Annotated in this window: 32 protein-coding genes; 11 read left to right on the top strand and 21 right to left on the bottom strand. The window is 68.0% G+C overall.

Going from position 1 to position 24,276, the window contains the following annotated elements:
- Positions 1 to 15: 15 nt before the first annotated feature.
- The gene (gene argS / locus EIK80_RS00820) at positions 16 to 1,818 is read right to left on the bottom strand and encodes an arginine--tRNA ligase (protein WP_125155075.1); all 1,803 of its coding nucleotides are present in this window, start codon (positions 1,816 to 1,818) and stop codon (positions 16 to 18) included.
- Positions 1,815 to 2,531: a Tat pathway signal sequence domain protein gene (locus EIK80_RS00815; protein WP_125155074.1), complete on the bottom strand. Its 717-nt coding sequence runs from the start codon at positions 2,529 to 2,531 to the stop codon at positions 1,815 to 1,817. The genes argS and EIK80_RS00815 overlap by 4 nt, the downstream gene beginning before the upstream one ends.
- 142 nt (positions 2,532 to 2,673) lie before the next feature.
- On the opposite strand from EIK80_RS00815, the gene ispH reads away from it, so the two are divergent.
- From ispH to rnhA, 3 genes are read left to right on the top strand one after another with little or no spacing between them, the layout of a single operon-like run.
- Positions 2,674 to 3,645: a 4-hydroxy-3-methylbut-2-enyl diphosphate reductase gene (gene ispH / locus EIK80_RS00810; protein ID WP_125155073.1), complete on the top strand. Its 972-nt coding sequence runs from the start codon at positions 2,674 to 2,676 to the stop codon at positions 3,643 to 3,645.
- A 42-nt stretch (positions 3,646 to 3,687) separates the two neighbouring features.
- Positions 3,688 to 4,641, top strand: a complete 954-nt coding sequence (thrB, locus tag EIK80_RS00805; protein WP_125155072.1) for a homoserine kinase — start codon at positions 3,688 to 3,690, stop codon at positions 4,639 to 4,641.
- Positions 4,638 to 5,087: a ribonuclease HI gene (gene rnhA / locus EIK80_RS00800; RefSeq protein WP_125155071.1), complete on the top strand. Its 450-nt coding sequence runs from the start codon at positions 4,638 to 4,640 to the stop codon at positions 5,085 to 5,087. The genes thrB and rnhA overlap by 4 nt, the downstream gene beginning before the upstream one ends.
- On the opposite strand, the gene EIK80_RS00795 is transcribed toward rnhA, so the two are convergent.
- Positions 5,084 to 5,503: a rhodanese-like domain-containing protein gene (locus EIK80_RS00795; protein ID WP_125155070.1), complete on the bottom strand. Its 420-nt coding sequence runs from the start codon at positions 5,501 to 5,503 to the stop codon at positions 5,084 to 5,086. The two genes, rnhA and EIK80_RS00795, sit on opposite strands and share 4 nt — an antisense overlap.
- An 87-nt stretch (positions 5,504 to 5,590) precedes the next feature.
- Here EIK80_RS00795 and ftrA point away from each other — a divergent pair, with 87 nt between their 5' ends.
- The gene (gene ftrA, locus EIK80_RS00790) at positions 5,591 to 6,544 is read left to right on the top strand and encodes a transcriptional regulator FtrA (protein WP_125155069.1); all 954 of its coding nucleotides are present in this window, start codon (positions 5,591 to 5,593) and stop codon (positions 6,542 to 6,544) included.
- Positions 6,545 to 6,556: 12 nt separating this feature from the next.
- On the opposite strand, the gene EIK80_RS00785 is transcribed toward ftrA, so the two are convergent.
- Complete coding sequence (locus tag EIK80_RS00785; RefSeq protein ID WP_125155068.1) at positions 6,557 to 6,958, bottom strand: helix-turn-helix domain-containing protein; 402 nt, start codon at positions 6,956 to 6,958, stop codon at positions 6,557 to 6,559.
- 80 nt (positions 6,959 to 7,038) lie between these two features.
- Between EIK80_RS00785 and EIK80_RS00780 the strand changes: the two genes are divergently transcribed.
- Together EIK80_RS00780 and EIK80_RS00775 are read left to right on the top strand one after the other, a co-directional pair.
- Entirely contained in the window at positions 7,039 to 7,884 is an 846-nt protein-coding gene (locus EIK80_RS00780) for an SDR family oxidoreductase (protein ID WP_125155067.1), read from the top strand.
- A 62-nt stretch (positions 7,885 to 7,946) separates the two neighbouring features.
- A complete protein-coding gene (locus EIK80_RS00775) occupies positions 7,947 to 8,405 on the top strand; it encodes a recombinase family protein (protein ID WP_125155066.1) in 459 nt (152 codons plus the stop codon).
- Here EIK80_RS00775 and EIK80_RS00770 read toward each other — a convergent pair.
- The 5 genes from EIK80_RS00770 to EIK80_RS00750 form a co-directional block, all read right to left on the bottom strand.
- Complete coding sequence (locus EIK80_RS00770) at positions 8,402 to 9,163, bottom strand: ABC transporter permease (protein WP_125155065.1); 762 nt, start codon at positions 9,161 to 9,163, stop codon at positions 8,402 to 8,404. The genes EIK80_RS00775 and EIK80_RS00770 overlap by 4 nt on opposite strands.
- Complete coding sequence (locus EIK80_RS00765) at positions 9,160 to 10,110, bottom strand: ABC transporter ATP-binding protein (RefSeq protein ID WP_125155064.1); 951 nt, start codon at positions 10,108 to 10,110, stop codon at positions 9,160 to 9,162. Before EIK80_RS00765 ends, EIK80_RS00770 begins: the two co-directional genes overlap by 4 nt.
- 103 nt (positions 10,111 to 10,213) lie before the next feature.
- Positions 10,214 to 10,675, bottom strand: coding sequence for an NfeD family protein (locus tag EIK80_RS00760; RefSeq protein WP_125155063.1), 462 nt, complete (start codon positions 10,673 to 10,675; stop codon positions 10,214 to 10,216).
- Between the two features lie 3 nt (positions 10,676 to 10,678).
- Positions 10,679 to 11,614: an SPFH domain-containing protein gene (locus tag EIK80_RS00755; RefSeq protein ID WP_199743376.1), complete on the bottom strand. Its 936-nt coding sequence runs from the start codon at positions 11,612 to 11,614 to the stop codon at positions 10,679 to 10,681.
- Positions 11,615 to 11,700: 86 nt separating this feature from the next.
- Entirely contained in the window at positions 11,701 to 12,141 is a 441-nt protein-coding gene (locus tag EIK80_RS00750; protein ID WP_125155062.1) for a TIGR02301 family protein, read from the bottom strand.
- Positions 12,142 to 12,299: 158 nt separating this feature from the next.
- Here EIK80_RS00750 and EIK80_RS00745 point away from each other — a divergent pair, with 158 nt between their 5' ends.
- Positions 12,300 to 12,527 carry a hypothetical protein gene (locus EIK80_RS00745; RefSeq protein ID WP_125155061.1) on the top strand — a complete coding sequence of 76 codons (228 nt, stop codon included), beginning with the start codon at positions 12,300 to 12,302 and terminating at the stop codon, positions 12,525 to 12,527.
- Positions 12,528 to 12,531: 4 nt separating this feature from the next.
- Here the strand turns inward: EIK80_RS00745 and EIK80_RS00740 are convergent, their stop codons facing one another.
- On the bottom strand, positions 12,532 to 13,074 hold the full coding sequence (locus EIK80_RS00740) for a hypothetical protein (protein WP_125155060.1): 543 nt from the start codon (positions 13,072 to 13,074) through the stop codon (positions 12,532 to 12,534).
- A gap of 122 nt (positions 13,075 to 13,196) precedes the next feature.
- Here EIK80_RS00740 and EIK80_RS00735 point away from each other — a divergent pair, with 122 nt between their 5' ends.
- The gene (locus EIK80_RS00735) at positions 13,197 to 13,955 is read left to right on the top strand and encodes a Crp/Fnr family transcriptional regulator (RefSeq protein WP_125155059.1); all 759 of its coding nucleotides are present in this window, start codon (positions 13,197 to 13,199) and stop codon (positions 13,953 to 13,955) included.
- A gap of 3 nt (positions 13,956 to 13,958) precedes the next feature.
- Here the strand turns inward: EIK80_RS00735 and EIK80_RS00730 are convergent, their stop codons facing one another.
- The 9 genes from EIK80_RS00730 to EIK80_RS00695 form a co-directional block, all read right to left on the bottom strand.
- On the bottom strand, positions 13,959 to 14,924 hold the full coding sequence (locus EIK80_RS00730; protein WP_125155058.1) for a nitronate monooxygenase family protein: 966 nt from the start codon (positions 14,922 to 14,924) through the stop codon (positions 13,959 to 13,961).
- 138 nt (positions 14,925 to 15,062) lie between these two features.
- Complete coding sequence (locus EIK80_RS26305) at positions 15,063 to 15,200, bottom strand: hypothetical protein (RefSeq protein WP_199743333.1); 138 nt, start codon at positions 15,198 to 15,200, stop codon at positions 15,063 to 15,065.
- 136 nt (positions 15,201 to 15,336) lie between these two features.
- Entirely contained in the window at positions 15,337 to 16,119 is a 783-nt protein-coding gene (locus EIK80_RS00725) for an SDR family NAD(P)-dependent oxidoreductase (protein WP_125155057.1), read from the bottom strand.
- A 62-nt stretch (positions 16,120 to 16,181) separates the two neighbouring features.
- Positions 16,182 to 16,943 carry a site-2 protease family protein gene (locus EIK80_RS00720; RefSeq protein WP_125155056.1) on the bottom strand — a complete coding sequence of 254 codons (762 nt, stop codon included), beginning with the start codon at positions 16,941 to 16,943 and terminating at the stop codon, positions 16,182 to 16,184.
- A gap of 33 nt (positions 16,944 to 16,976) precedes the next feature.
- Positions 16,977 to 17,396 carry an NUDIX hydrolase gene (locus EIK80_RS00715; RefSeq protein WP_125155055.1) on the bottom strand — a complete coding sequence of 140 codons (420 nt, stop codon included), beginning with the start codon at positions 17,394 to 17,396 and terminating at the stop codon, positions 16,977 to 16,979.
- Between the two features lie 11 nt (positions 17,397 to 17,407).
- Positions 17,408 to 18,469 carry a patatin-like phospholipase family protein gene (locus EIK80_RS00710; protein ID WP_125155054.1) on the bottom strand — a complete coding sequence of 354 codons (1,062 nt, stop codon included), beginning with the start codon at positions 18,467 to 18,469 and terminating at the stop codon, positions 17,408 to 17,410.
- 10 nt (positions 18,470 to 18,479) lie between these two features.
- The gene (locus EIK80_RS00705; protein WP_125155053.1) at positions 18,480 to 19,277 is read right to left on the bottom strand and encodes a 3-hydroxybutyrate dehydrogenase; all 798 of its coding nucleotides are present in this window, start codon (positions 19,275 to 19,277) and stop codon (positions 18,480 to 18,482) included.
- 88 nt (positions 19,278 to 19,365) lie between these two features.
- Positions 19,366 to 20,133 carry a peroxide stress protein YaaA gene (gene yaaA / locus EIK80_RS00700; protein WP_125155052.1) on the bottom strand — a complete coding sequence of 256 codons (768 nt, stop codon included), beginning with the start codon at positions 20,131 to 20,133 and terminating at the stop codon, positions 19,366 to 19,368.
- Between the two features lie 42 nt (positions 20,134 to 20,175).
- Positions 20,176 to 20,574, bottom strand: coding sequence for a DUF1801 domain-containing protein (locus EIK80_RS00695; RefSeq protein ID WP_125155051.1), 399 nt, complete (start codon positions 20,572 to 20,574; stop codon positions 20,176 to 20,178).
- A gap of 126 nt (positions 20,575 to 20,700) precedes the next feature.
- On the opposite strand from EIK80_RS00695, the gene EIK80_RS00690 reads away from it, so the two are divergent.
- The gene (locus tag EIK80_RS00690) at positions 20,701 to 21,153 is read left to right on the top strand and encodes a hypothetical protein (RefSeq protein ID WP_125155050.1); all 453 of its coding nucleotides are present in this window, start codon (positions 20,701 to 20,703) and stop codon (positions 21,151 to 21,153) included.
- The gene (locus EIK80_RS00685; protein ID WP_125155049.1) at positions 21,150 to 21,446 is read left to right on the top strand and encodes a transcriptional regulator; all 297 of its coding nucleotides are present in this window, start codon (positions 21,150 to 21,152) and stop codon (positions 21,444 to 21,446) included. The genes EIK80_RS00690 and EIK80_RS00685 overlap by 4 nt, the downstream gene beginning before the upstream one ends.
- Here the strand turns inward: EIK80_RS00685 and EIK80_RS26300 are convergent.
- Positions 21,443 to 22,441, bottom strand: a complete 999-nt coding sequence (locus EIK80_RS26300; RefSeq protein ID WP_199743332.1) for a hypothetical protein — start codon at positions 22,439 to 22,441, stop codon at positions 21,443 to 21,445. The genes EIK80_RS00685 and EIK80_RS26300 overlap by 4 nt on opposite strands.
- Positions 22,442 to 22,544: 103 nt before the next feature.
- On the opposite strand from EIK80_RS26300, the gene EIK80_RS00675 reads away from it, so the two are divergent.
- Complete coding sequence (locus EIK80_RS00675; RefSeq protein WP_125155048.1) at positions 22,545 to 22,868, top strand: hypothetical protein; 324 nt, start codon at positions 22,545 to 22,547, stop codon at positions 22,866 to 22,868.
- On the opposite strand, the gene EIK80_RS00670 is transcribed toward EIK80_RS00675, so the two are convergent.
- Positions 22,843 to 24,252 carry an FAD-binding oxidoreductase gene (locus EIK80_RS00670; RefSeq protein ID WP_125155047.1) on the bottom strand — a complete coding sequence of 470 codons (1,410 nt, stop codon included), beginning with the start codon at positions 24,250 to 24,252 and terminating at the stop codon, positions 22,843 to 22,845. The genes EIK80_RS00675 and EIK80_RS00670 overlap by 26 nt on opposite strands.
- Positions 24,253 to 24,276: the final 24 nt, after the last annotated feature.

Here is a 24,276-nt window from a genome sequence, read left to right as displayed (position 1 = left end):
CGAGGGGCTCGAACCCTACATCCGTTCCGGCGCTTCGATGCCGAGCAGATCGAGGGCCAGCAGCAGCTGGCGCAGGGTGGTCTCGGCCAGGGTCAGGCGCGAGGCGCGCAGGTCCTCGGTGTCGGCGCTGACGATCGGGCAGGCCGCGTAGAACTTCGAGAACGACTGGGCCAGCTTGTAGGCGTGCTCGGCCACGAAGTTCGGGGCCTTCTTGTCGTAGGCCTCCTGCAGGGCGCCCTCGAAGGCGTCCAGCAGCATGGCCAGGTCGCGTTCGGCCGGCTCGTGGATCACGATGCGGCCGGCGACGGCGCCGGCCTCGGCGGCGCGGCGCAGCACGCTCTTGATGCGCACGGACTGATACAGCAGGTACGGGCCGGTCTTGCCCTCGAAGCTGGTGAAGCGGTCGAGGTCGAAGACGTAGGAGGTGCCGCGGAAGTTCTGCAGGTCGGCGAACTTCAGGGCCGCGACGCCGACCTTGTGGGCGGTGTCCTCGAACTGCTCTTCGGTCAGTTCGGCGCCGAGGCCGGCTTCGCGCAGGCGCTCGCGGGCCTTTTCACGAGCCATCTCGATCAGGTCGTGCAGCTTCAGAACGCCGCCGGCGCGGGTCTTGAACGGCTTTCCGTCCGTACCGTTCATGGTGCCGAAGCCGATGTGCTCCAGCGAGCCCTCGGCGGCGTAGCCGGCCAGGTAGGCGGCGCGGAACACCGTCTCGAAGTGCAGGGCCTGGCGCTGGTCCACGCAGTAGAGGATCAGGTGGGGGTCGAACGACTTGCGGCGGTCCAGGATCGTCGCCAGGTCGGTCGTGCCGTACATGGCCGAGCCTTCCGACGACACCACCAGCAGCGGCGGCACGTCCTGCTTGTCGCCCTCGCGGGCCACGCGGACGATGCGGGCGCCCTGGTCGTCGACCAGCAGGCCCTTGTCCTCCAGCTGACGGACCATCGGCTCGATCAGGTCGTTGACGTCGCTCTCGCCCTTCCACAGGTCGAAGTCGACACCCAGGGCGTGGAACTCGCGCTCCAGGGCCACGCGGCTGACATTGACGAAGTGACGCCACAGCAGGCGATAGCCGAAGCGGCCGTTCTGCAGTTCGGCGGTCGCCTTGCGCGCGCGCTCCTTGAACGCCGGATCTTCCTTCTGGCGCACCGATGCGGCCGGATAGATGCGGTCGAGGTCGGCCAGGGTGATGCGGCTCTGGAACTCGGCCATCACCTTGGCCTCGTCGGCGGCGCTGAAGCCGCGCGGGGCCTCCGGCAGCTTCTGCATCAGGGCGTTGATGAACGCGTCCTCGTCCATGATGGCGCTGATCAGCAGGCCCATCTGGAAGCCCCAGTCGCCGAAGTGGGCGTCGCCCACCACGTCGTCGCCGCGGAAGCGGTACAGGCGCTTGACCGACTCGCCGATGATCGAGGCGCGCAGATGGCCCACGTGCATCGGCTTGGCCACGTTCGGACCGGCATAGTCGACCAGCACCCGGCGCGGGCTTTCCAGCAGCTGGGCGCCGGCGCGGTCGTCGGAAGCGATCTCGCGGGCGCGGGCCGACAGGGCCTCGTCGCTGACGCGCATGTTGATGAAGCCGACCCCGGCGATCTCGACCGACGCCAGGCGCGGGTCGCCCTTCAGGATATCGACAACCTGCACGGCGATCTCGCGCGGGTTGCGCTTGGCGCTCTTGGCCGCCGCGAGGGCGCCGTTGCACTGGAAATCAGCCAGGTCGGGACGGTCGGAGGCGGTGACGCGTCCGAATTCGGGGGGCAGTCCGGCGGCCTGGAAAGCGGCCGCGGCCGCCTCGCTCAGGGACCGCTTCAAATCGTTCATTGCTTGGTGGTGTTCCCTGCTTGCCCAGCTTGCTGAGCCTGTGCGGTCTGGCCGGCGTTGACGCGGAAGCGCTTGCCGTCACGGTTGAAGGCGGCCATTTCCGGCGTCACGTCGAAGCCCAGCAGGACTTCGAAGTTGCTGCCGCTGACCTTGTCGTCGGCGCGCGGAATGGTGATCTGCTCGATCGTGTCGGTGGCGTAGGCCCGGTCCTTGCCGGGCGCGAAGGTCACTGGCAGGTCGAAATATTCCTTGGCGATCACCGACTGGTTCCGCTCGGTGACGGCGACCCAGTAGCGATAGACGTGCTTGTCGCCGTCGGCCTGCGGGCCGCGGCCCAGCTGGAACAGGGCTTCGATGCGGATCCGGATCGGCTCGTTGGCCTTGTAGGCGCAGCCCGACGAGATGCTCTGGATCTCGCCGGTGAAGCCGGCCTGATTGGCGGCTTCCTTGCCGTCCTTGAACTCGACATAGCGGCTGGCGTCGTAAAGCACCTTCACATAGGGGCACGGGCCGGCGTTGCGCAGCTGCTGCAGCGGCGCCTTGGGTTGGTTCCACTCCTCATCGCGCTTCTTCTTCTTGGCGGCGCCGCTGTCATCGTCGGGGCCGCCGCCCTGGCCACCGCCAGGTCCCATCTGCGCATGAGCAGTCGTCGCCGTCGCGACGAACGAGACAGCCATCATGGCGCTGAGGGCGAGCGGAAGAATGCGGCGCATGAAACGTCCGGTTCGAGAAAAGAGGAGCCAAGCGGGACCATGCAGCCCCTTCGGCGTCATGCAGCCTGATAAAGGCATATGCGTGACGTCGCAACGACGCAGACTCCTGGCGCCTGACCGTCCGAACGACTAGCTTCCGCGCATGAACGCCCATACGCCCGCCCCCACCCCGGTTCGACGCCCGATTTCGCTCGTGCTGGCCAGCCCGCGCGGTTTCTGCGCCGGCGTGGACCGCGCCATCCAGATCGTCGAACGCGCCGTCGAGAAGTTCGGCGCGCCGGTCTATGTGCGCCACGAGATCGTCCACAACCGCCACGTGGTCGACCGCCTGAAGGCCCTGGGCGCGGTGTTCATCGAGGAACTGTCCGAAGCCCCCGACGATCGCCCGGTGGTGTTCTCCGCCCACGGCGTTCCCAAGTCGGTGCCGGCCGAGGCCAAGTCGCGCCAGATGATCTATCTGGACGCCACCTGCCCGCTGGTCTCCAAGGTCCACGTCGAGGCCCAGAAGCATTACGACGCCGGCCGCGAAATCGTGCTGATCGGCCACGCCGGCCACCCCGAGGTGATCGGCACCATGGGCCAGCTGCCCGAGGGCTCGGTCACCCTGATCGAGGATATCAAGGACGCCGCGGCCTGGGAGCCGAAGGACGCCGCCAATGTCGCCTTCCTGACCCAGACCACCTTGTCGGTCGACGACACCGCCGACATGGTCGCCCTGTTGCGCGAGCGCTTCCCCGGGATCGCCGCCCCCCACAAGGAAGACATCTGCTACGCCACCACCAACCGCCAGGACGCGGTCAAGCACCTGGCCGAACAGGCCGAGCTCGTTCTGGTGGTCGGCTCGAAGAACTCGTCCAATTCGGTTCGCCTGATGGAGGTCGGCCTGAAGGCCGGCGCCAGCGACGCCCATCTGATCGACGACGCCAATGGCCTCGACTGGTCCTGGTTCGAGGGCGTCTCGCGCGTGGGCCTGACCGCAGGCGCCTCGGCGCCGGAGGACCTAGTGCAGGGCGTCATCGACGCCATCTCGGCGCGATTCGACACCACCGTCGAGGAACTGGTCGAGGCGCGGGAAACCATCACGTTCAAGCTGCCACGGCTATTGACGGCCTAGCGGCGGCTTGACCCGAGGCCTCGCGTCGAGCATCCCGACGCCATGGCCGTCTATACCGACATCACCGACGCTGAACTCGAAGCCTTCCTGGCGGGCTACGATCTGGGCTTGCCCCTCGCCTTCAAGGGCATCGCCGAGGGGGTGGAGAACTCCAACTTCCTGCTGGAGACCGAGAAGGGCCGCTACATCCTGACCGTCTACGAGCGGCGGGTGAAGGCCGACGACCTGCCCTACTTCCTGAACCTGCTGACCTGGCTGGCCGACAAGGGCTACCCCAGCGCCCGGCCGATCCCGACGCGCGAGGGCGCGACGCTGTCGAGCCTGCGCGGCAAGCCGGCCGCCATCGTCGAGTTCCTGCCCGGCCTGTCGGTGCGCAAGCCCACCGTCGCCCACTGCCGCGAAGCCGGCGAGGGACTGGCCTGGCTGCATCTGGCCGGCGAGGGCTATCCGGGCCGCCGCGCCAACGACCTGGGCCAGAGCGCCTGGTCGCCGTTGTTCGCCAAGCACCGCAAGGCCGCCGAGGACCTCAAGCCCGGCCTGTCGGCGACCATCGACAACGACCTGGCGCAGCTGGCCCTGATGTGGCCGCGAAGCCTTCCGTCGGGCGTGATCCACGCCGACTATTTCCCGGACAACGTCTTCTTCCAGTCGAATGGCAAGTTCGCCGCGGCGATCGACTTCTACTTCGCCTGCGAAGACAGCTACGCCTACGACGTGGCCGTCACCCTGAACGCCTGGTGCTTCGAACCCGACGGCAGCTTCAACATCACCGCCGCCAAGGCCTTGCTGAACGGCTATGAGCGCCGCCGGCCGCTGAGCCCGGCCGAGAAGGAGGCCCTGCCGATTCTCGCGCGCGGCGCGGCCATGCGCTTCTTCCTGACCCGACTGGCCGACTGGGGTTCGACGCCCGCCGGCGCCCTGGTCAAGCCGAAGGACCCGCTGGAGTACGAGCGCAAGCTGGCCGTTCACCGCGAAGGCCTCGTGCTGTTCGCATGACGCCCAAGGTCACGATCTATACCGACGGCGCCTGCAAGGGGAATCCGGGTCCGGGCGGCTGGGGCGCCATCCTGTTCTATGGCGACAAGAAGAAAGAGATTTGCGGCGGCGAGCCGGCGACCACCAACAACCGCATGGAGCTGATGGCCGCCATCCAGGCGCTGGAGCTCCTGAACCGGCCCTGCAAGGTCGAGCTGCACACCGACAGCCAGTACGTCATGAAGGGCATCCAGGAGTGGATCCGGGGCTGGAAGGCGCGGGGCTGGAAGACCGCCGACAAGAGCCCGGTCAAGAACGACGACCTCTGGAAGCGCCTCGACGCCGCCCGCGAACGGCACGACGTCGACTGGCGCTGGGTCAAGGGCCACGCCGGTCATCCGCTGAATGAACGGGCCGACGCCCTCGCCAATGAAGGCCTGCGCCAAGCCAATCCGCGGTTCGTCTAAGCCGCGAACGCGCCTGGCTCCTCGCCGTTGGCGAACGGCAGCCCTTCGTCCTCCCAACCGGTGATCCCGCCGATCATCAGCTTCACAGGCCGGCCCAGCCTGGCCAGCTTCAGCGCCGCGCGGTCGGCGCCGTTGCAGTGCGGGCCGGCGCAATAGACCACGAAAAGCGTGTCTGCCGACCATGCCGCCATGCGCTCGGCGGTCATGTCGGCGTGGCGAAGGTGGACCGCGCCCGGCAGGTGGCGTCGCGCATAGGCCTCGGGCGAACCCACGACATGCAGCAGAACGAAGTCGACCGCGTCCGCCCGCATCGCGGCGGCGACGTCGGCGCAATCGGTCTCCAGCGACAGCCGCGCGGCGAAGTGGGCGGCGGCGACGGCAGACGGGGCGGCGGGACTCTCGGACACGAAGCTCATGGCGCTCTCCAGGTTTGGACGCCCCTAGACTTGCCGCGCGGACCGCGCCCGCGTTAGCTGGCGAGATCGACATTGACCGTGAAGATCATGCCAAATCCCCTCGTTGTCGCCCTCGCCTATGACGGCCTCTGCACCTTCGAGTATGGCGTGACCGTCGAGCTGTTCGGCTTGCCGCGTCCGGAGATGGGGCCGGACTGGTACCGCTTCGCCACCGCCGCCGTGGAGCCGGGCGACCTGAGGGGCCTGGGCGGCGTGCGGATCGTCGGCGACGGCGGACTGGAACTACTGAGCGAGGCCAGCGTCATCGTCGCCCCGGGTTGGCGGGGGATCGATCATCCCGCGCCCACGCCACTGATCGAGGCGCTGCGAAAGGCCCACGCCAGGGGCGCGCGGCTGATGTCGATCTGCTCTGGGGTGTTCGTGCTGGCGGCGACGGGCCTGCTGGACGGACGCCGGGCCACCACCCACTGGCGCTATGCCGACGCCTTGCGCCAGCGCTATCCGGCGATCGTAGTCCAGCCCGACGTGCTCTATGTCGACGAAGGCGACTTGCTGACCTCGGCCGGCAGCGCGGCGGGCATCGATCTTGGCCTGCACCTGATCCGCCGCGACTTCGGACCCGAGGCCGCCAACACCGTGGCCCGCCGTCTGGTCGTGCCGCCGCATCGCGACGGCGGCCAGGCCCAGTTCGTCGCGCGGCCAGTGCCCTTGGCGCACGAGGCCTCGCGGCTTTCCCCGATCCTCGACCGCATGCGCGCCGATCTCGCCGGCGACTATACGATCAAGACCCTGGCCGGCGCGGCGGGGATGAGCGAGCGGACCTTCCTGCGCCGGTTCGAGGCCGCCACGGGCGAGACCCCGGCCCGCTGGCTGCTGGCCGAACGCCTGAACCGAGCGCGAGACTTGCTGGAGACCTCGCCGGCCGGAATCGAGCAGGTCGCGCAAGCCGTGGGCCTGGGCGCCCCGGCTCTCCGCCACCACTTCCGGCGCCAGTTCTCGACCACGCCCGGCGCCTACCGGGCGCGGTTCGCCAAAGTCTGATGGAAAGAGCGCTTAGATGACTGGCGCGTCCTCTGGCTCGCCCACCAGGATCCGGTCGAGATTGAGCTCGATCCAGTCGGCCAGGCCGCGCACCTTCTCGGCGACCTCCAGGCCCAGGGGCGTCAGGCTGTACTCCACGTGCGGCGGCACGACCTGATAGGCCACGCGGCGCACGAAGCCGTCGCCTTCCAGTTGCTGCAGGGTCTGGGCCAGCATCCGCTCGCTGACTCCGCCGATGCCCCGGCGCAGTTCGCTGAAACGATGTGTCCCCGTCTCCAGGGCCATTAGCACCAGCACGCCCCAGCGGCTGGTCACATGCTGCAGCACGGCGCGCGATGGACAGTCGGGCGCCATCAGGTCGCCGCGTAGCAGTTTCTCGGAGAGCGGCGCGGGAGGGGGCGAATTTTCTTTCATGCTTACATTTATGTGGGTACTTACGAAAAGTAAGCAAGGCGCCCAGATCGGTCCCATCACACCCCATCGGGAGAACGATCATGACCATCGCCATCACCGGCGCCACCGGCCAGTTGGGCCGCCTCGTCGTCGAAAGCCTCAAGGCGCGCGTCCCGTCCGGCGAGATCCTCGCCCTGGTCCGCGATCCGGCCAAGGCCGCCGACCTGGGCGTGGCCGCCCGCGCCGCCGACTACACTAAAGCCCAGACCCTGGGGCCGGCGCTCGAAGGCGTCGACACCCTGCTGCTGATCTCGGGCAATGAGGTCGGCCAGCGCCTGCCCCAGCACCGCGCCGTCATCGAGGCCGCGCAGGCCGCCGGCGTGACGCGGATCGCCTATACAAGCATCCTGCGCGCCGACACGTCGCCGCTGGTCCTGGCCGACGAGCACAAGGCCACCGAGGCGCTGCTGAAGGCTTCGGGTGTCGCCTACACCCTGCTGCGCAACGGCTGGTACGCCGAGAACTATGCCGGAGCCATCCACGGCGCCGTGGCGTCGGGCGCGCTGATCGGCAGCGCCGGCCAGGGCAAGATCTCGGCCGCCGCCCGCGCGGACTATGCGCAGGCCGCCGCCGTCGTGCTGGCCACGGACGGCCACGAGAACAAGACCTACGAACTGGCTGGCGACACCGCCTTCACGATGGCCGAACTGGCCGCCGAGATCTCGGCCAAGGCCGGCAAGACCATCCCCTATAACGACCTGCCCGAGACCGAATACGCCAAGATCTTGGAAGGTCTGGGCCTGCCCGCCGCCTTCGCCGCGATCCTGGCCCAGTCGGACGTCGGCGCCTCGCAAGGCGGCCTGTTCGATGACGGCCATCAGCTGTCGGGCCTGATCGGCCGCCCGACCACGCCGATCTCGGCCCTCGTTGCGAACTTGCTGGCTTAAGAAGCTGTGGGCGGTCCCGGAAAGTCCTCGCCAAGGCTCTCCGGGTTTGCCAAGCCGGCGCGATGAACCGCGTCGGCTACTACCGCCTGCCGCCCGTCAGGGGCGTCTTCTTCAGCCCGGTCCAGGAGGAGCGCCTGCTGCTCCTGGGCTGCCAGGAGGTGTTCAGCGACCGGTGCCTGACCAACGCCATCATCCGCCCCGGCCTCGACAAGGCCCTGGCGGCCCTGGCGCCCGGCGGAACCCTGGCGGTGCTCAGCCTGCACGCCCTGGCCGGCACGACGACGGACCTGCTGGAGGCGGTGCTGAAGCTCAAGGCCCGCGGCCTGCATCTGGTCGTGGCCCAACCCGCGATCGACACCAACGCCGATCCCGGCTTCTTCGCCACCTGCGAAATCCTGACGGCCTTCAACGCCGAACGCGCCATGGTCAAGGCCGCCGAGGCGGCCCTGGTGAGCAAGGGCGGCGGCGCGCAGGGGCTTAAAGCCGGCGCGCCGCCCTCCCAAAGCGAGGGTGGCGACTAGACCTTCAGCCGGTAGCCCGTCTTGAAGATCCAGCCCACCGCCGTCAGGCAGATGAACAGGAACACGCCGGTCATGGCCAGGCTGATCCCGACGCCGACGTCCGACTGGCCGTAGAAGCTCCAGCGGAAGCCGCTGATCAGATAGACCACCGGGTTGAACAGGGTGACCTTCTGCCAGACCTCCGGCAGCATCTTGATCGAGTAAAAGCTGCCGCCCAGGAAGGTCAGCGGCGTCACGATCAGGGCGGGCACGATCTGCAGCTTCTGGAAGTTGTCGGCCCAGACCCCGATGATGAAGCCGAACAGGCTGAAGGTTACTGAGGTCAGGACCAGGAACAGCAGCATCACGAACGGGTGGGCGATCTCGAACGGCACGAAGATCCGGGCGGTGGCCAGGATCAGCAGGCCTAGGCAGATCGACTTGGTGGCGGCGGCGCCGACATAGCCGGCGACGGCCTCGAACCAGGCCACCGGGGCCGAGAGCAGCTCATAGATCGTGCCGGCCCATTTGGGCATGTAGATGCCGAACGAGGCGTTGGAGATGCTCTCGCTGAGCAGCGACAGCATGATCAGGCCCGGGATGATGAAGGCGGCGTAGCTGACGCCGTCGATCGACTGCATGCGCGAGCCGATCGCCGAGCCGAACACCACGAAATACAGCGAGGTCGAGATGACCGGCGCCAGGATGCTCTGCAGCAGGGTGCGGAACCACCGCGCCATCTCGAAGCGGTAGATGGCCTTGATTGCAAAGAGGTTCATTGCGGGGTCCTCACCAGGCTGACGAAGATGTCTTCCAGAGAGCTCTGGTCGGTCTTGAGGTCCTTGAAGTCGACGCCGTGCTCGGCCAGGCGCTTCAACAGATCGGCGATACCGGTGTCGTCGGCCTGGGCGTCGAAGGTGTAGACGAGGTCTGCGCCGTCGTTGATCAGGCTCAGCGAGGGGTCGGCCAGACCGACCGGCAGGGCGGCCAGCGGCTCGCGCAGGTGCACGGTCAGCTGCTTCTTGCCCAGCTTGCGCATCAGCACCGACTTGTCCTCGACCAGGATGATCTCGCCCTTGTTGATCACCCCGATCCGGTCGGCCATCTCCTCGGCCTCCTCGATATAGTGGGTGGTCAGGATGATGGTGACGCCGCTCTCGCGCAGTTGGCGGACCATCTCCCACATGTCGCGGCGCAGCTCGACGTCGACGCCGGCGGTGGGCTCGTCCAGGAACAGGATGGTCGGCTCGTGGCTCAGGGCCTTGGCGATCATCACCCGGCGCTTCATGCCGCCCGACAGCGCCATGATCTTGCTGTCCTTCTTGTCCCACAGGGAGAGGTCGCGGAGGATCTTCTCGATCAGGGCGTCATTGCGCGGCTTGCCGAACAGACCGCGCGAGAAGCTGACCGTGGCCCAGACCGTCTCGAAGGCGTCGGTGTTCAGCTCCTGCGGCACCAGGCCGATCTTGGAGCGGGCGGCGCGATAGTCCTTCACCACGTCGTGGCCGTCGGCCAAAACGACGCCCAGGCTGGGATTGACGATACCGCAGATGATGCTGATCAGGGTGGTCTTGCCGGCCCCGTTCGGACCCAGGAGGGCGAAGATCTCGCCCTTCTCGATGTCCAGGTTGATCGTCTTGAGGGCCTGATGGCCAGACGCATAGGTCTTGGTCAGACCCTTTACCGATATGATTGAAGTCACGCCGTCTCCCCTAAACGCGACGATTCAGCGTCGCGCATGCCCTGCAAGGTGGCTGATGCGGGGCTCAAATGGTGTCGCCGTCGGCGGATAACAGGGGCAGACGCCGCGATCTGTCAGCAGGTCTCCGTCAGGTCGGGATCTTGCGGACCTTCAGCACCGCGCCATCGAGGCCGATGACCACGACCTCCTGGCTGATGGCCGGGATCGGCTCCTCGGTCTCGGCCGGCCAGTCCTTGCCGTCGACGAACACCCGGCCGCGGCCCTGCTCGAAGGTCGACAGCACCTGGCCGCGCTGGCCGATCAGCCGTTGCAGCGGGTCGTTGAGGTCCGGCGACTTCGGCTCCAGCACCGGTCGCAGGAAGCGACGGGCCAGATAGGTCGAGGCGATGGTCAGGACGGCGAAGAGCCCGATCTCTGGCGCCACGCCCGGATGCAGAGCCTGGGCGATCAGGCCGACGACAAAGGCGCTGGCGGCCGGCCACAGGAGCCAGCCGGTCCCCGTCGAGACCTCGACAGCCAGGCAGAGGGCCGCGACGGCCAGCCACAGCCAGAAGGGATGCAGGGCGTAGAAGCCGGCGATCGCGCCCATGACCTAGGCTCCGCGCTTGGCGGGCGGCGGACTGGTCGGCGCCACGGTCGATGCGCTCCGCGGCGGCGGCGGCGCCTTGGGGGTATCGGCGCCCAGGCTCTTGATCAGCTCGGCGACGCCGGCGACGGTCCCGGTCAGGCCCGAGAAGTCGGCCGGCACAATGACGGTCTTCTGCTGCGGGCTGCGGGCCAGTTCGCCGAAGGCTTCCACGTACTTCTGGGCGATGAAGTAGTTGATGGCGTTGACGTCGCCCTTCGAGATCGCCTCGGAGACGAAGGCCGTCGCCTTGGCCTCGGCCTCGGCCTCGCGTTCGCGGGCCTCGGCGTCGCGGAAGGCGGCCTCGCGGCGGCCCTCGGCCTGCAGGATGGCGGACTGTTTCTGGCCCTCGGCGCGGGCGATCTGGGACTGCTTCTCGCCCTCGGCCTCGGTGATCACCGCGCGCTTCTCGCGCTCGGCCTTCATCTGGCGCGCCATGGCGTTGGTGATGTCCGGCGGCGGCGTCAGGTCCTTGATCTCGATCCGCGCCACCTTGACGCCCCACGGGCCGGTGGCGTGGTCGATGGTCGAGAGCAGCCGGGTGTTGATCGCGTCCCGCTGGCTCAGCACCTCGTCCAGCTCCATCGAACCGACGACCGTGCGCAGGTTGGTCTGGGCGAGCTGGGTGATGGCGTACATCAGATTGTCCACCCGATAGGCGGCCGCGGCGGCGTCCATTACCTGAATGAAGACGATGGCGTCGACCTTCACCGACACGTTGTCCTTGGTGATGACCTCCTGCTGGGGAACGTCCAGCACCTGCTCCATCATGTTGACCTTGCGCCCGATCGTCTCGACGAAGGGGGTCAGGATGCTGATGCCGGGCTTCAGGGTGCGGGTGTAGCGGCCGAACCGCTCGACCGTGAATTCGCGCCCCTGCGGCACGATCTTGATGACGCTCATCACCAGCACGAAGGCCAGGACCAGCAGAACGATCACGACGATGGACGTGCCCAAGAGCAACGCTCCTCTACAAACCTGGGTAGAGGTTAGCGCGCCGCTTCGCCGTACGCCATGGAATCCGGCGCGGGCGGCGGCGACGTCGGGCGCATCGACTGCGAAAGCCTGCGGGCCAGGGCCTGGCCCTTGCGGGCGGCGGCCTGCTCGGCCTTGCGGCTGGCGTCGTCGCAGACCGGATACTCGCTGCGGCGCGAGGCGAAGCCGGTGTTGAACCGCTCGCGCATCTGGGCGTCGAAGGCCTGATCGGCCTGCTCCACCTCGGTCAGGCGAACCATGCGCGAACGCCAGTACTGGTCGTCGACGCCCTCGCAGGCCTGGCGCAGGGCATGGCTCTCGCCCAGCGTATAGGCCAGGTCCAGCAAGCGCTGGCGCTCGTCAGCGGCCCGCTCCTGACCGAAAGCCTTGGGGGCCAGGACCGGCGAAACGACGAGAGCGCCGAGGAGGACGCCGAGGAGGAACGGACGCGACATGAGCCTGTTATCGCCAAACCGCGGCCGCCTGTCACCGTCCCGCGCCTGACGGGCGAGCGAGCGGCCTCCGCCTGGGGACAAAATGTCCCTCGGTGTCAAAAAAAGCTTGAGCAATAAGGGCCTTGTGATCGCCACAGATCAGGCGTTCCCTGTGGATACTGCAAGGAGGTCTAGTCATGACTGAGGTGCATTATGGTGTCGTGCGGGTCGGCGATCGCTGGTCCATCATCGGCGACAACCTGCGCTTTGGCGCTTACGAAACCCGCGGGCAAGCCAGCGCCGCGGCCCGACGACTGGCCGAACATCCGGCCGGCCTGGGCCTGCATGTGATGCTGCACGAGCAGGAAGAGGACTGGGTGCTGCCCAGCCCGACGGCGCTCAGTTGAACGCCTAGGCTTCCGCGGTCTGCTCGTCCTCGCCGTACAGGAACGGCTTGATGACCCGCCACACCTGGAGCACCGACGCGACCGCGCCCACCACGGACGCAACGACCTGGAACGCCTGCCAGACGAAGCCGACCAGCGGGTCCTCGCCCAGCATCTCCGCCAACGGATAGATCAGGTGGCTGACCACGATCCGAAACTGGGCGTAGGCGGTGGAATACTCCACCGACGCCCCGGCGATGGCGGCCGTGACGATCACCGCCAGCACCGGCGCCCACAGCAGCGGCAGGATCAGCAGCAGGGCCAGGGCGGTGATCAGCGACTTGGTCGAGAGACTCACGTCCGTGGCCAAGGTGATCCCGACGCCGGTGATGACCGCCATGCCCAGCAGGGCCAGGGCGATCGGCAGGGCGAGGTCGGCGGTCTCGGCCAGCGGCATGCCCACGCCAAACACCATGGCGGCCATGACGAGCAGGGTGACGACGAACGATCCGAGCCACAGCGCGCCGTACTGGCTCAACCTCCGCCGCAAGTGCCGCTTGGCGATCATGGTCCTTCTCCAGGCTCGGCTCCCAGGCCCGCCGGGAGGGTGCTTCGGAAGAGTCTCTTCGTCCACGGGAAACTAAGCCGTGCGCCATGCGCTTATGCAGTCGAGCTTCACGGGAGGCACGCATGACCGCCATCACCCGCATCGTCCGCAGCACCGTCGAAGGCGACGCCGCGCCGACCTATGATTCCAACCGTCTGCTGGCCGCCCTGCGCCCGGACGCCCTGGCCGAACTGGCCGCGCACATGGTCCTCGTCGACCTGCCGGCCGACGCCGTCCTGTTCGATGTCGGCGACGACGTCGAACACACCTACCTGCCCTGCGGCCCAACCCAGGCCTCGTTGCTGGTCGTGACGGCGGACGGCCAGGAGATCGAGGCCGCCAGCATCGGCTTCGAGGGCGCGATCGGCGGCGTGGTCAGCGCCGGCTTCAAGCCGGCCTACGGTCGCGCCGTCGTCCGCGTGCCCGGCCACGCCTTCTGCCTGCCGACCGCCAAGCTGGAGGAGGTCAAGCTCCGCCACGCCGTCGTCGGCGACCTGTTCGATCGCGCCGCCGACACCTTCATCGCCCAGATGATGCAGGTCGCCGCCTGCAACGCCCTGCATCCGATCGAGCAACGCGTCTGCCGCTGGCTGCTGTTCGCCCACGACCGCTCGGGCAAGGAACCGATCCGCCTGACCCAGGAGACCCTGGCCCAGATGCTGGGCGTGCAGCGCACGACAGTCAGCGCCGTCGCCCGCGTCCTGCAGGACGCCAAGGTCATCCACATCGGTCGCGGCAAGGTCGAGGTTCTGGACCGTCCGGGCCTGGAAAAGCGCGCCTGCGAGTGCCACGCGGCCGTCGAGGCGCACTTCCAGCGAATCCTGCCGCCGCACGAGCGCTAGGATTCAGGTTCGATAGGCCGACGCCCGGTCTAGCGCCGCCTCGGCCTCGCTGACGAGCCGCGCCACGATCTCGCCGGCCGGCAGCACCTCGCGCACGCCGCCCGCGCTCTGGCCCATGGCGAAGCACGACTTGGCCGGGTCGAGCCCCTCGATCTGACCGCCGATACCGCCCATCGCCCCGTTCCGGATCGAGAGCATGGCCTGCTGCGGGAACGGCTGGATGTCGGCCGGCCGCGCCTCCCAGTCGTCGACATAGGGGTTCTTCTTCACCCGCATCGGCTTGCCCGAGTAGCAGCGGGTGCGGACCGTGTCCTCGTCGGCCGCCTCGACCACCGCCTGGCGATAGAGGTCCCCGGCGTGGGCCTCATGGCTGGCGATGAAGCGCGTGCCCATCCAGACGCCTTGGGCGCCCAGGGCCAGGGCCGCGGCGAGGCCTCGGCCGTCATGGAGCCCCCCCGCCGCGACGACGGGAATCTTCACCGCCTCCACCGATTGCGCGACCAGCGGCAAGGTGCCGACGAGACCCGTGTGGCCGCCGCCCTCCCCGCCCTGACAGATGACGGCGTCGCAACCGGCCTGCTCGGCCTTGACCGCGTGCTTCACGGCGCCGCAGACGACCATGACCTTAAGGCCGGCCGTCTTGAGGCGCTCGATGATCGGCAGAGGCACGCCCAAACCGGCGATGAAGGACGAGGCGCCCTCCTCGATGATCACCTCGACGCTGGCGGTGAGCGCGTCGGGCGTAGCGGCCAGCAGGTCGACGCCGAACGGCTTGTCGGTCAGGCTTCTGACCTCCCGCATCTGGGCGCGGATGAAGTCCGGCGAGGTCCCGGCCATGCCCAGCACGCCGTAGCCGCCGGCGTTCGACACGGCCGCCGCCAGCGGCGCATAGGACACCCCGCCCATGCCGGCCAGGAGGATCGGATGCTCGATGTGCAGTAGATCGCAAAGCGGCGTGCGCAGACCCATGACCGGTCCTCCCGTTGTTTTCCGGGAGGATTTCGCGCCACGCCCGCGCCCGCAAGCGTGCCGCGAGGTTAGCCGCGGCCCTTTACCTGGCGCGCGACGGCCGCCAAAACCGGCGGCCACTTTCGGCTGTCGCGCTAATCAGTTGTGACGGGCGAGTTCGGTCTCGACGTCGGACTCGGCAGTCCAGAAGCAGCTGGCCATGGCCGTCAGGACCAGGGCGATCAGCGTCAGGACGCCGCGCGGCGGCGCCAGGCTGACAACGTCTTGGGGCGTCATCGTCTTTGTTTCCTCGTCGGCGCCCGGATCTGATGTCCAGGCTGCCGTGAAGAAAGCTTCTCACCGCGCGGGCGGTTCTGCAAGACCCTGTTTTACATGGATTTTTATTGGACTCATGAGTCCAAGAAACACGCCGTCAGAAGATCGAGTATCCGCCGTCGATCACCAGCGTCGTGCCCGAATGGTAGCTCGACGCGTCCGAGGCCAGATAGACGGCCATGCCGCCGAAGTCCTCGGGCTGGCCCCAGCGGCGGGCTGGCACGCGCGGAATGACCTTCTCGGCGAAGGCGGCGTTCTCCTGCGCCCCGGCCGTCATGTCGGTGGCGATCCAGCCCGGCAGGATGGCGTTGGCCCGCACGCCATAGCGGGCGTGTTCGACGGCCACCGACTTGATCATCGAGATCACCGCGCCCTTGGTGGCGGCATAGGCCTCGTTGCGCGCCGCGCCCTCGATGGCGGCCAGCGAGGCCACCCCGACCAGCGACCCGCCCGGATCGCCGGTCTTGGCCCGGTCGACCATATGGCGGCAGGCCTCGCGCAGGGTGAAGAACACCCCGTCCAGATTGACCGACAGCACCTTGCGATAGGTCTCGGTCTTCATGTCGACGAAGGAGGGCGAGCCGTAGCCGATCCCGGCGTTGGCGAAGACGGAGTTAACCCGCCCCATGGCGGCCACGGCCTCCTCCATGCCCTCGCGGACCTGGGCCTCGTCGGAGACGTCGACGGTCTGGGCCTTCACCCGCACGCCCAGGGTGGTCAGCTCCTTCTCGGCGGCGAGGTTGCGTTCGGGGTTGGAGCCCCAGATGACGATGTCGGCCCCGGCCTCCGCCATCGCCTTGGCCATGCCGAGGCCAATGCCGCGATTGCCGCCGGTGACCAGGGCCACCTTGCCCGACAGATTGAACGGCGCGTAGGCCATGGCGAACCTCCCTCTTATTCCTAAAACATTTGTTTGAAGGAGAGGCGGTCAGGGGCGGAAGGTCAAGAGCCCCAGAAGTGGAAGGCCTGCCAGCCGGCGCCGACGGCCGGCCGCGAAACGCCCAAGAGGTCGGTGACCAGCAGGGCCGCGCCGAAGATGAAGCCGCTGACGCCGGGGACCCAGAAGATCAGGGCGAACAGGACGAGAAAGCCGATCCGCTCGATCTTGACCATCCTGGCGCGCAGGCCGTCCGGCAGGAACGGCCGGATGACGCCGTAGCCGTCCAGGCCCGGGATCGGCAGGAGGTTCAAAACGAGAGCGCTGGCCTGCAGCAGGGCCAGCAGCGACAGGGCGTTGTACAGCGGACCCGAGGCGACGAACGGCAGGGCGATGGTCAGGACCACCAGCACCACCAACGTCCCCAACGGTCCGGCCAGCGAGGCCAGCGACCGCCAGCCCCTGGACCGCATCAGGTCCTCGCGCAGATAGACCGCCCCGCCGGGAAAGCCGATGCCGCCCAGGGCCAGGGCGAGCAGCGGGAAGATGATGGTGGTGACGAGGTCCGAATATTTCAGCGGATCGAGGGTCAGATAGCCCTTCTCGACGATGGTCGTGTCGCCGGCCTTGTGGGCGACGAAGGCGTGACCGAACTCGTGCACCCCGACGCTGAGGATCCAGGTCGCGGCGACAAAGGCGAAGGTCAGCGGTCCGGCGGGCGGCAGCTCGGCCGCCACCGCCCAGCCCAGACCCACGCACGCGGCGATCAGGATCAGGGCGTTGGGGCTGAGAGAGGTGCGCGGGGCGCGGGCTTCAATAACGGTCATGGTCTGGATTGAGCACGAGGGCCTCGGCGGAGGCTAGGCCCCGAACCGCTGATACGTTTCCGCGATCACCCGCCGCGTTTCCTCCCACTCGACCAGGGCCATGGCCTCGTCCAGCGTCACGAACCTCGCCTCGGCCGCATCGTCGCCGGCCACCGGCTCGCCACCGGTCCACCGGGCGGCGTAGTCGATCATCACGTAGTGACGGGTGATCTCGCCCCCCGGCCTTGCCGGAAACACGCCGTCGACCACGTCGAGAAGGCCCAGCAGCTCGGCCTCGACGGCGGTCTCTTCCTTCAACTCGCGCAAGGCGGCGACCTCCAGGGTCTCGCCCCACTCCAGCCTTCCGCCAGGCAGGCTCCACTGGTTCAGCCGGGGCGGCGTGCCGCGCCGGATCAGCAGGACCTCGTCGCCACGCAGGCAGACGACGCCAACGGTCGGCACGGGGTGGTTCATGGCCGGGTCCTTCAGGGGAAGCCGACCTTGAGATCGACGCTGGACTTTACGCCGATGCAGTTTCCACAGTCGGCCAGCCAAGCCTCCGCCGCCTTCTGGCCGCGCGCCTTGAGGTCGGTCAGGAAACTCCATTCCGTGTTGAACTTGGTGGAGAGCGACAGATCCGCCAGCGGCTTGTCGGCGGTGATGGCGTGGACCAGCATCCGGCGGTAGCGGCCCCGAGCGTTCTCCTTCAGCAGGCCCTCGTCCAGCAGCTTCTGCACGAAGCCGATGGCCCGCAGCTCCGAGGCCAGGGAGGCGTTGAAGGTGATCTCGTTCAGCCGATCCATGATCTCGCCCGGCGACTTCGGCGTCTCCTCGCGGACGAACGGGTTGAGGCTCACGATCAGGATGTCGTCGGGGGTGTCGTCATAGAACAGCGGCCACAGCGGCGGATTGGCCAGGAAGCCCCCGTCCCAATAGGGCTCGCCGTCGATCTCCACGGCCTGGAAAACCTGCGGCAGGCAGGCGCTGGCCATGATGTGGCGGGATGTCAGCTCGGTCTCGCGGAAGATCACGGACTTGCTGGTCCGCACCGCCGTGGCGGCGACATAGAGCTTGATCGGGCTCTTCTCGCGGATCTGGCTGAAGGTGATCTCGGCTTCCAGCGTGTCGTGCAGAGGGTTCAGGTTGAACGGATTGAACTCGTAGGGGCTCAGCGACAGGGCGAAGGTCTCGGCCATCCGCCAGCCGGGGGTGTTCTTCAGCCAGTCGGCCCCGCCGCTGAAGGCGGAGGTCCAGATCGAGGTGTCGCCGAAGACATTGCGCCCGCCCTGCCGGTTCACCTGCCGCCAGAAGGAGTCGAGACGCTTCCGAGCCCCGGCCTTGCCGTCGTCGATCAGGCCCTGGGCCAGGCAGACGGCGTTCATCGCGCCGGCCGAGGCGGCGGTGACCGCCCGGATCTCCAGATCGTCCTCCTCCAGCAGGCGGTCGAGCACGCCCCACTCGAACGCCCCGTGCGAGCCCCCGCCCTGCAGGGCCAGGCTCAGCGTCCGGGGGCCGGACTTCTTCTTGATGAAAGGCGGGATGGGCACCCGGCCCAGCCTATTGCGCGACCCAGCCGCCGTCGATCTGGAACGCCGCGCCGTTGGCCGAAGCCCCCGCGTCGGAGACCAGATAGAGCAGCATGCCGCCCAGCTGTTCGAAGGTGACGAACTGCTTGGTCGGCTGCGCGGCCAGGATCACGTCCTTCATCACCGCCTCTTCCGAGATGCCGCGGGCCTTGGCCTGGTCGGCGATCTGGGCCTCGACCAGCGGGGTCTTCACGAAGCCAGGGCAGATGGCGTTGCAGGTGACGCCATGCTCGGCGACCTCAAGGGCCACCGTCTTGGTCAGGCCCAGGATGCCGTGCTTGGCCGCCACATAGGCCGACTTGAACGGCGAAGCGACCAGACCGTGCGCCGAAGCGATGTTGACGATCCGCCCGCGTCCCTGCTCCTTCATGATCGGCACGGCCGCCTTGGTGGCGTGGAAGGCCGACGACAGGTTGATCGCGATGATCAGGTCCCACTTGTCGTCCGGGAAGTCCTCGATCGGGGCCACGTGCTGGACGCCGGCGTTGTTGACCAGGATGTCCAGCTCGCCGAACTCTGCCTTGGCGGCGCGGACCATGTCGGCGATCTGGTCGGGCTTGGTCATGTCGGCGCCGTGGTACAGCACCTCGACACCGTGGGTTTCGGCCATCTCGGCTCGGGCCCGTTCGATGGCGTTCATCTCGCCCAGGCCGTTCATAACGATGTTGCAGCCCTGGGCGGCGAGCGCGTCGGCCAGGGCGTGGCCGATGCCGCTGGTCGAGCCGGTGACGATGGCGACCTGCCCCTGCAAACCGAAATCCACGGCCATGCACACACGCTCCCTGCATTTGCTGCGACGCAGCATATAGCTCGCCCATGCGAGAGGCGAGCGCTTATAAATTCATCGATAGATGAATTCAGGGCTGCGGGCGAGCGAAAACCCAGTCGGTCTCTGTCGAAAGGTTCGGCTTGAAGGCGTAGCCATCCAGATCGAAACCCTTCAGCCCTTCGGCGCGGTCGATCCGGTTGTCGATGATGTAGCGGGCCATGCGGCCCCGCGCCTTCTTGGCGAAGAAGCCCAGCACCCGCAGTTCGCCGTGCTTTTCTTCCTTGAAGTGGCAGGTGACGACGGGAAGCTTCAGGGCCTTGGCGTCCACGGCGCCGAAATATTCCTGGCTGGCCAGGTTCACCAGGGTCGGGTCGTCGTGCCCCTCGGCCGCGGCGTTCAGGGTCTTCGAGATCGTCTCGCCCCAGAAGTCGTAGAGGTTTCCGCCGCGCTTGGTCTTCAGGCGCGTGCCCATCTCCAGGCGATAGGGCTGCAGGGCGTCGAACGGGCGCAGCACGCCATAGAGACCTGACAGGATCCGCAGGTGATCCTGCGCCCACTCCAGGGCCGGGCGATCCAGCTCGCGGGCCGCCAGGCCGGCATAGACGTCGCCGTTAAAGGCGATGATCGCCTGCAGGCCGTCCTCGAGCTCGGAGTCGAAGGCCTGGAACCGCTCTCGGTTCAGCTTGGCCAGAGCGTCCGAGATGTGCATGAGGCGCTTCAGATCCGCGGCTGTCAGCTTGCGTGTGACCTTGGCCAGCTCGACGATCTGCGGTTTCAGCGCCGGGGTGGTGAGCGGCAGCACATCCTTGGGAGCGGTGAAGTCCAGCGACTTGGCGGGCGAGATGACCATCAGCATGGCCGGGGAGATAGAGACTTAGGGGCGACGGCGCCAGCTATGTCATTCCCCTGAGTCGACACGCCGCCGCATGTCCGCATGGGCGGCGGCGATCAGCTCGGCCAAGGCCGACTCGTCGATCGGCTGGCCCCAACGCAGCTTGACGTGCCGCATTCGCTTGCCGGCGCCTTCCAGCAATCCGGCGGGATCCGGCAGCGACGCTCCCTCGTAGAAGCCTATGCCGGCATGGGCGGCGAAGGCGTCGACATAGGCGAAGGCGGCGTCGTCGACGCAGGCTGTCGGATGGCCATCATGCAACACCTCGCGAACGTCTTCGCCGCTGGCCCGCAGCCGTTCGAACCAGCCCTGAACCAGTTGGCGCAGCGGGTCATCGGCCGAGAACCAGGTCTCGACCCCGGCGTGACGCCGCACGGCGCCGGCGAACCGGAAAAGCGTGCTCATGCCGCCATCAAGCTCGCCCCTGTCGAGGTTGTCGAGTCTATCACTTTCCACATTGGAAAGTTTTCGCTTGCCAGATCGGAAAGTCATCAACTATGACTTTCCACAACGGAAAGTAAGGAGGTCGCCATGACCCGAGACGAAGACGCCCTGCGGATGCTGGCCGAGGTTGAAGCCGCCAATGCCGATCTGGCCGAACGCGCCAAGGCGCCGACCTGGTACCACCCGGCCCTCGGCCTGCTGATCGGCGGCATGGTGGCGGTCCAGGGCCTGCCGATCATCGGCAAGATCGGCTGCTATCTCGTGTTCGCGGCGGGCCTTTCCTTGCTGATGCGCGCCTACAAGCGTCACACCGGCATGTGGATCAATGGCTATCGCGCCGGGCGCACGCGCTGGGTCGCCGTCGGCCTCGCCTTGATCACCATGCTTTGCATGCTGATCGCCGTCTGGCTGGAGCGCGAACGCGGACTGACCTACGCGCCTCTCGCCTTTGGCGCGATCGTCGCCGTCATCGTCACGATCGGCGGCTTTGTCTGGGAGGCCGCCTTTCGCGCCGACCTGCGCGACGGGGACCCGCGATGAGCGCCGAACTCGACACGGTGATCCACGCCCCCAACCGCCTGCAGATGTGCTGCATGCTGGCGGCGGTGGACATCGTCGACTTCGCCACCGTCCGCGAGGCGCTGGACGTCTCGGAGTCGGTGCTCTCCAAGCACGTGAAGACCCTGGAGGAGGCCGGCTATGTCAAGGTCAGCAAGGCCGCGTCCGACGGGCGCCAACGCACCTGGCTTTCGCTGACCGCCCCCGGTCGCAAGGCGCTGAAGACCCACCTGGCGGCGTTGAAGGCGATGATGGCGAACGTGCCGGAGACCTAACGCGTCAGAACGATCGGCTTGACCGCGCCGCCCGAGACCGAGACCAGGGTGACGATCGTGCCGCCCTCCTGGACCATGTAGCCGCCGCCATCGCCGGCCGGGCTCTCGATACTGACCACGGCGGCGACGTAGTAGTCGCCGTCGGGCAGGCGGTCGAAGGCGAAGCCGCCCTGGGCGTCGCAGGTCTCGATCGTGACGCCCGGATCGAACGGCTGCGGCTCCCAGCTCGTCCGGCGGGCGAAGCCGCCCGTCTCTGCGCCATAGGCGCGACGCACGAAGGCGATAGTGGAAGGACCGCGCGGGAACAGACGGACCGGCGAGCCGGCGCAGCTGCGAGTCTGGCCATTGCGCGTGCGCAGGAAGGCCGTGCCCTTGATGATGTTGCTGCTGCTCACGACCGGCGGCGGCGGCGGCGCGACCGGACCCCCGGAGAGCGGCGGGGGCGTATAGACCGTCGGCGGCGCCGGTGCGTAGGCCGGCTTTGGGGGCGGCGGCGGAGCCGGCGTGTAGGGCCGCGGCGCGACCGGCTCGGGCGCGTGGGCCGGCTGCCGAACGGCCGGCGGCGGCGGGATCGGCTCTGGCTGCGGGACTTCGGCGGGCAGGTCGTAGGGTCCGGCCCGCTCCAGCTTCACGAAGGCCGGATTGGGCACGAGGTCCTGGGTGGCCCCGGTGGCGGAGTCGATGCCGACCCCGATCAGACCGCCGATCAGGACGTTGCCGGCCATGCCGGCCGCGCCCGCCTTGGCGGTCTTGTGGGTGACGGTGATGGCGGCCGGGCGGTACCCCGGCTTGGTGACCGTGGCGACGAACTCGCTCTTGCGGCTCATCCGGATCGCGCACGGCGTCGCTTCGCAGAAGTGGCCGTTTGTCGTCTCGACCTTGGCGCCGATCGGGTCGCTGTTGACCTCCCAGGCATCGGTCGAGCCGCGCGTCACCGACGCGCAGGCGCAGAGCAGGACGCACGCGGACGCCGACACCACCAAACCAAGCTTCATGATTTCCCCGCCCGTCCCCTGACGGCTTCGCTTATGACGCCCAGGAGTTGAGTAACCGTGAAGGCGGCTCGACCGATCCGGGCGAGACGGCTATGCAGCGCCCATGACCCAGACTCTAGGCCTGATGGCTGCTCTCGCCTGGCCGCTGCCGATGATCGTAGCCCTGTTCCTGGTCGCCCGCGACCGGACCCTGAAGTTCCGCATCGTGTGGGCGCTGATGTGCTTCGTCGGGATCGGCGCGTTCTGGATGGAGCGGAGCACCGGCGCGTGGGGCTTCATCCCGCTCGCCATCAACGTGCTGGGCCCCAATTCGCAGCCGGGCTTCTATAAGGCCGTGATCCCGGCCGGCGCGATCGGGGTGCTCGCGCTTCAGGTCCTGCGCGCCCGCAAACGCCGAGCGCTCAGAACAGAACCCGCGGGTTCATGATCCGCTTGGGGTCGAGCGCGCCTCGGATCGCCCGCAGGGCCGCGACCTCGATCGGATCCTTGTAGGTCAAGGCCTCGGCCGTCTTCATCGCTCCCAGGCCATGCTCGGCGCTGATCGAGCCGGCGAAGCTGGCGGTGATGTCGTGGACGATCCTGGCCCCCTGTTCACGCAGGGCGTCATGGGCGTCGTCGTCCGCGCCGACGGGCTTGAGCACGTCATAGTGGACATTGCCGTCGCCGACGTGGCCGAAGGCGATGATGCGCACGCCGGGGAAAGCCTCATCCAGCGCCGCGTCGGCCTTTTCGATGAAGGCCGGAATCTTCGAGACCGGCACCGAGATGTCGTGCTTCCACACCGCGCCCTCGGGCTTCTGGCCCGCCGAGTGGCCCTCGCGGATGTGCCAGAAGGTCTTCATCTGGGTCTCGGTCTGCGCGACGGCGGCGTCGGCGATCAGGCCGTCGCCCAGGGCCTTGGCCAGAAGGCGTTCCAGCGCCGCTTCGGCCGTCCCCGGCTCGCCGCTGGCGATCTCGATCAGCACGTACCAGGGATGCTCGGTCGGCAGCGGGTCGCGCAGGCCCGGCACGTTGCGGATGGTCAGGGCGAAACCCAGCAGGCCCATCAGCTCGAAGGCCTCGACGCCGCCGCCGGTTTCGTCCTTCGCCCTCGCGAGAAGCTGAATCGCGTCGGTCGGCGAATTGAGGCCCACGACCGCCACGGCTCGCGAGGCCAGCGGCGCGTGCAGCTTCAGCGAGGCGGCGGTGACGATCCCCAGCGTGCCCTCCGCGCCGATCAAGAGCTGCTTGAGATCGTAGCCGGTGTTGTCCTTGCGCAGGCGCTTGAGGCCGTTCCAGATCTCGCCATTGGGCAGGACCGCTTCCACGCCCAGCACCTGCTCGCGCATCATGCCGTAGCGCAGCACGGCCGTGCCGCCGGCATTGGTCGAGATCAGTCCCCCGATCGTGCAGGAGCCTTCCGAGGCCACGCCCACGGTGAAGCGACGACCGACCCGGGCGGCCTGCTGGTGGGCCTCATGGAGGGTGACGCCGGCCTCCAGCACCATGGCGTCGTCAATCGGGTCGACGTCGCGGACCGCCGTCAGCTTCCGGGTCGAGAGCAGGATCTCGCCATGCGGGATCTGGCCGGCGACGAGACCGGTATTGCCGCCCTGGGGCGTGATCGCCACGCCCTCGGCGGCGCAGATCCCCACCACGGCGGCGACCTCGGCGGTGGTGCGCGGCGTCACCAGCAGCGGCGTCTCGCCCCGCCAGCGGCCGCGCCATTCGACGAGGTGCGGCGCCAGCACGTCCGGGTCCTGACTCCAGCCGCCCTCGCCGAGCACGGCCTTGATCCGGGAGACGACATCGGCGGGAACGGGCTTGGTCATGACGCGGAGTATAATCGCCGAATA

The sequence above is a fragment of the Caulobacter sp. 602-1 genome, assembly GCF_003931565.1.
Taxonomy (GTDB): Bacteria; Pseudomonadota; Alphaproteobacteria; order Caulobacterales; family Caulobacteraceae; genus Caulobacter.
The sequence above is the reverse complement of the archived record's forward strand: the minus strand, read 5'-3'. Positions and strand labels throughout refer to the sequence as shown.

Excerpts from the sequence above, each read along its gene's own strand:
- ispH (WP_125155073.1), top strand. The coding sequence starts at position 2,674 with ATGAACGCCCATACGCCCGCCCCCACCCCGGTTCGACGCCCGATTTCG.
- yaaA (WP_125155052.1), bottom strand. The coding sequence starts at position 20,133 with ATGCTGATGGTCATCTCGCCCGCCAAGTCGCTGGACTTCACCGCTCCC.
- EIK80_RS00760 (WP_125155063.1), bottom strand. The coding sequence starts at position 10,675 with ATGGGCGCGATCGCCGGCTTCTACGCCCTGCATCCCTTCTGGCTGTGG.
- EIK80_RS00730 (WP_125155058.1), bottom strand. The coding sequence starts at position 14,924 with ATGGGTCTGCGCACGCCGCTTTGCGATCTACTGCACATCGAGCATCCG.
- EIK80_RS00775 (WP_125155066.1), top strand. The coding sequence starts at position 7,947 with ATGAACCGCGTCGGCTACTACCGCCTGCCGCCCGTCAGGGGCGTCTTC.
- EIK80_RS00735 (WP_125155059.1), top strand. The coding sequence starts at position 13,197 with ATGACCGCCATCACCCGCATCGTCCGCAGCACCGTCGAAGGCGACGCC.
- EIK80_RS00755 (WP_199743376.1), bottom strand. The coding sequence starts at position 11,614 with ATGAGCGTCATCAAGATCGTGCCGCAGGGGCGCGAATTCACGGTCGAG.
- ftrA (WP_125155069.1), top strand. The coding sequence starts at position 5,591 with ATGCCAAATCCCCTCGTTGTCGCCCTCGCCTATGACGGCCTCTGCACC.
- EIK80_RS00770 (WP_125155065.1), bottom strand. The coding sequence starts at position 9,163 with ATGAACCTCTTTGCAATCAAGGCCATCTACCGCTTCGAGATGGCGCGG.
- EIK80_RS00695 (WP_125155051.1), bottom strand. The coding sequence starts at position 20,574 with ATGAGCACGCTTTTCCGGTTCGCCGGCGCCGTGCGGCGTCACGCCGGG.
- EIK80_RS00670 (WP_125155047.1), bottom strand. The coding sequence starts at position 24,252 with ATGACCAAGCCCGTTCCCGCCGATGTCGTCTCCCGGATCAAGGCCGTG.
- EIK80_RS00795 (WP_125155070.1), bottom strand. The coding sequence starts at position 5,503 with ATGAGCTTCGTGTCCGAGAGTCCCGCCGCCCCGTCTGCCGTCGCCGCC.
- EIK80_RS00785 (WP_125155068.1), bottom strand. The coding sequence starts at position 6,958 with ATGAAAGAAAATTCGCCCCCTCCCGCGCCGCTCTCCGAGAAACTGCTA.
- EIK80_RS26300 (WP_199743332.1), bottom strand. The coding sequence starts at position 22,441 with ATGAAGCTTGGTTTGGTGGTGTCGGCGTCCGCGTGCGTCCTGCTCTGC.
- thrB (WP_125155072.1), top strand. The coding sequence starts at position 3,688 with ATGGCCGTCTATACCGACATCACCGACGCTGAACTCGAAGCCTTCCTG.
- EIK80_RS00685 (WP_125155049.1), top strand. The coding sequence starts at position 21,150 with ATGAGCGCCGAACTCGACACGGTGATCCACGCCCCCAACCGCCTGCAG.
- EIK80_RS00715 (WP_125155055.1), bottom strand. The coding sequence starts at position 17,396 with ATGAACCACCCCGTGCCGACCGTTGGCGTCGTCTGCCTGCGTGGCGAC.
- EIK80_RS00690 (WP_125155050.1), top strand. The coding sequence starts at position 20,701 with ATGACCCGAGACGAAGACGCCCTGCGGATGCTGGCCGAGGTTGAAGCC.
- EIK80_RS26305 (WP_199743333.1), bottom strand. The coding sequence starts at position 15,200 with ATGACGCCCCAAGACGTTGTCAGCCTGGCGCCGCCGCGCGGCGTCCTG.
- EIK80_RS00815 (WP_125155074.1), bottom strand. The coding sequence starts at position 2,531 with ATGCGCCGCATTCTTCCGCTCGCCCTCAGCGCCATGATGGCTGTCTCG.
- EIK80_RS00705 (WP_125155053.1), bottom strand. The coding sequence starts at position 19,277 with ATGGCCGTGGATTTCGGTTTGCAGGGGCAGGTCGCCATCGTCACCGGC.
- EIK80_RS00725 (WP_125155057.1), bottom strand. The coding sequence starts at position 16,119 with ATGGCCTACGCGCCGTTCAATCTGTCGGGCAAGGTGGCCCTGGTCACC.
- EIK80_RS00740 (WP_125155060.1), bottom strand. The coding sequence starts at position 13,074 with ATGATCGCCAAGCGGCACTTGCGGCGGAGGTTGAGCCAGTACGGCGCG.
- EIK80_RS00675 (WP_125155048.1), top strand. The coding sequence starts at position 22,545 with ATGACCCAGACTCTAGGCCTGATGGCTGCTCTCGCCTGGCCGCTGCCG.
- EIK80_RS00720 (WP_125155056.1), bottom strand. The coding sequence starts at position 16,943 with ATGACCGTTATTGAAGCCCGCGCCCCGCGCACCTCTCTCAGCCCCAAC.
- rnhA (WP_125155071.1), top strand. The coding sequence starts at position 4,638 with ATGACGCCCAAGGTCACGATCTATACCGACGGCGCCTGCAAGGGGAAT.
- EIK80_RS00780 (WP_125155067.1), top strand. The coding sequence starts at position 7,039 with ATGACCATCGCCATCACCGGCGCCACCGGCCAGTTGGGCCGCCTCGTC.
- EIK80_RS00750 (WP_125155062.1), bottom strand. The coding sequence starts at position 12,141 with ATGTCGCGTCCGTTCCTCCTCGGCGTCCTCCTCGGCGCTCTCGTCGTT.
- argS (WP_125155075.1), bottom strand. The coding sequence starts at position 1,818 with ATGAACGATTTGAAGCGGTCCCTGAGCGAGGCGGCCGCGGCCGCTTTC.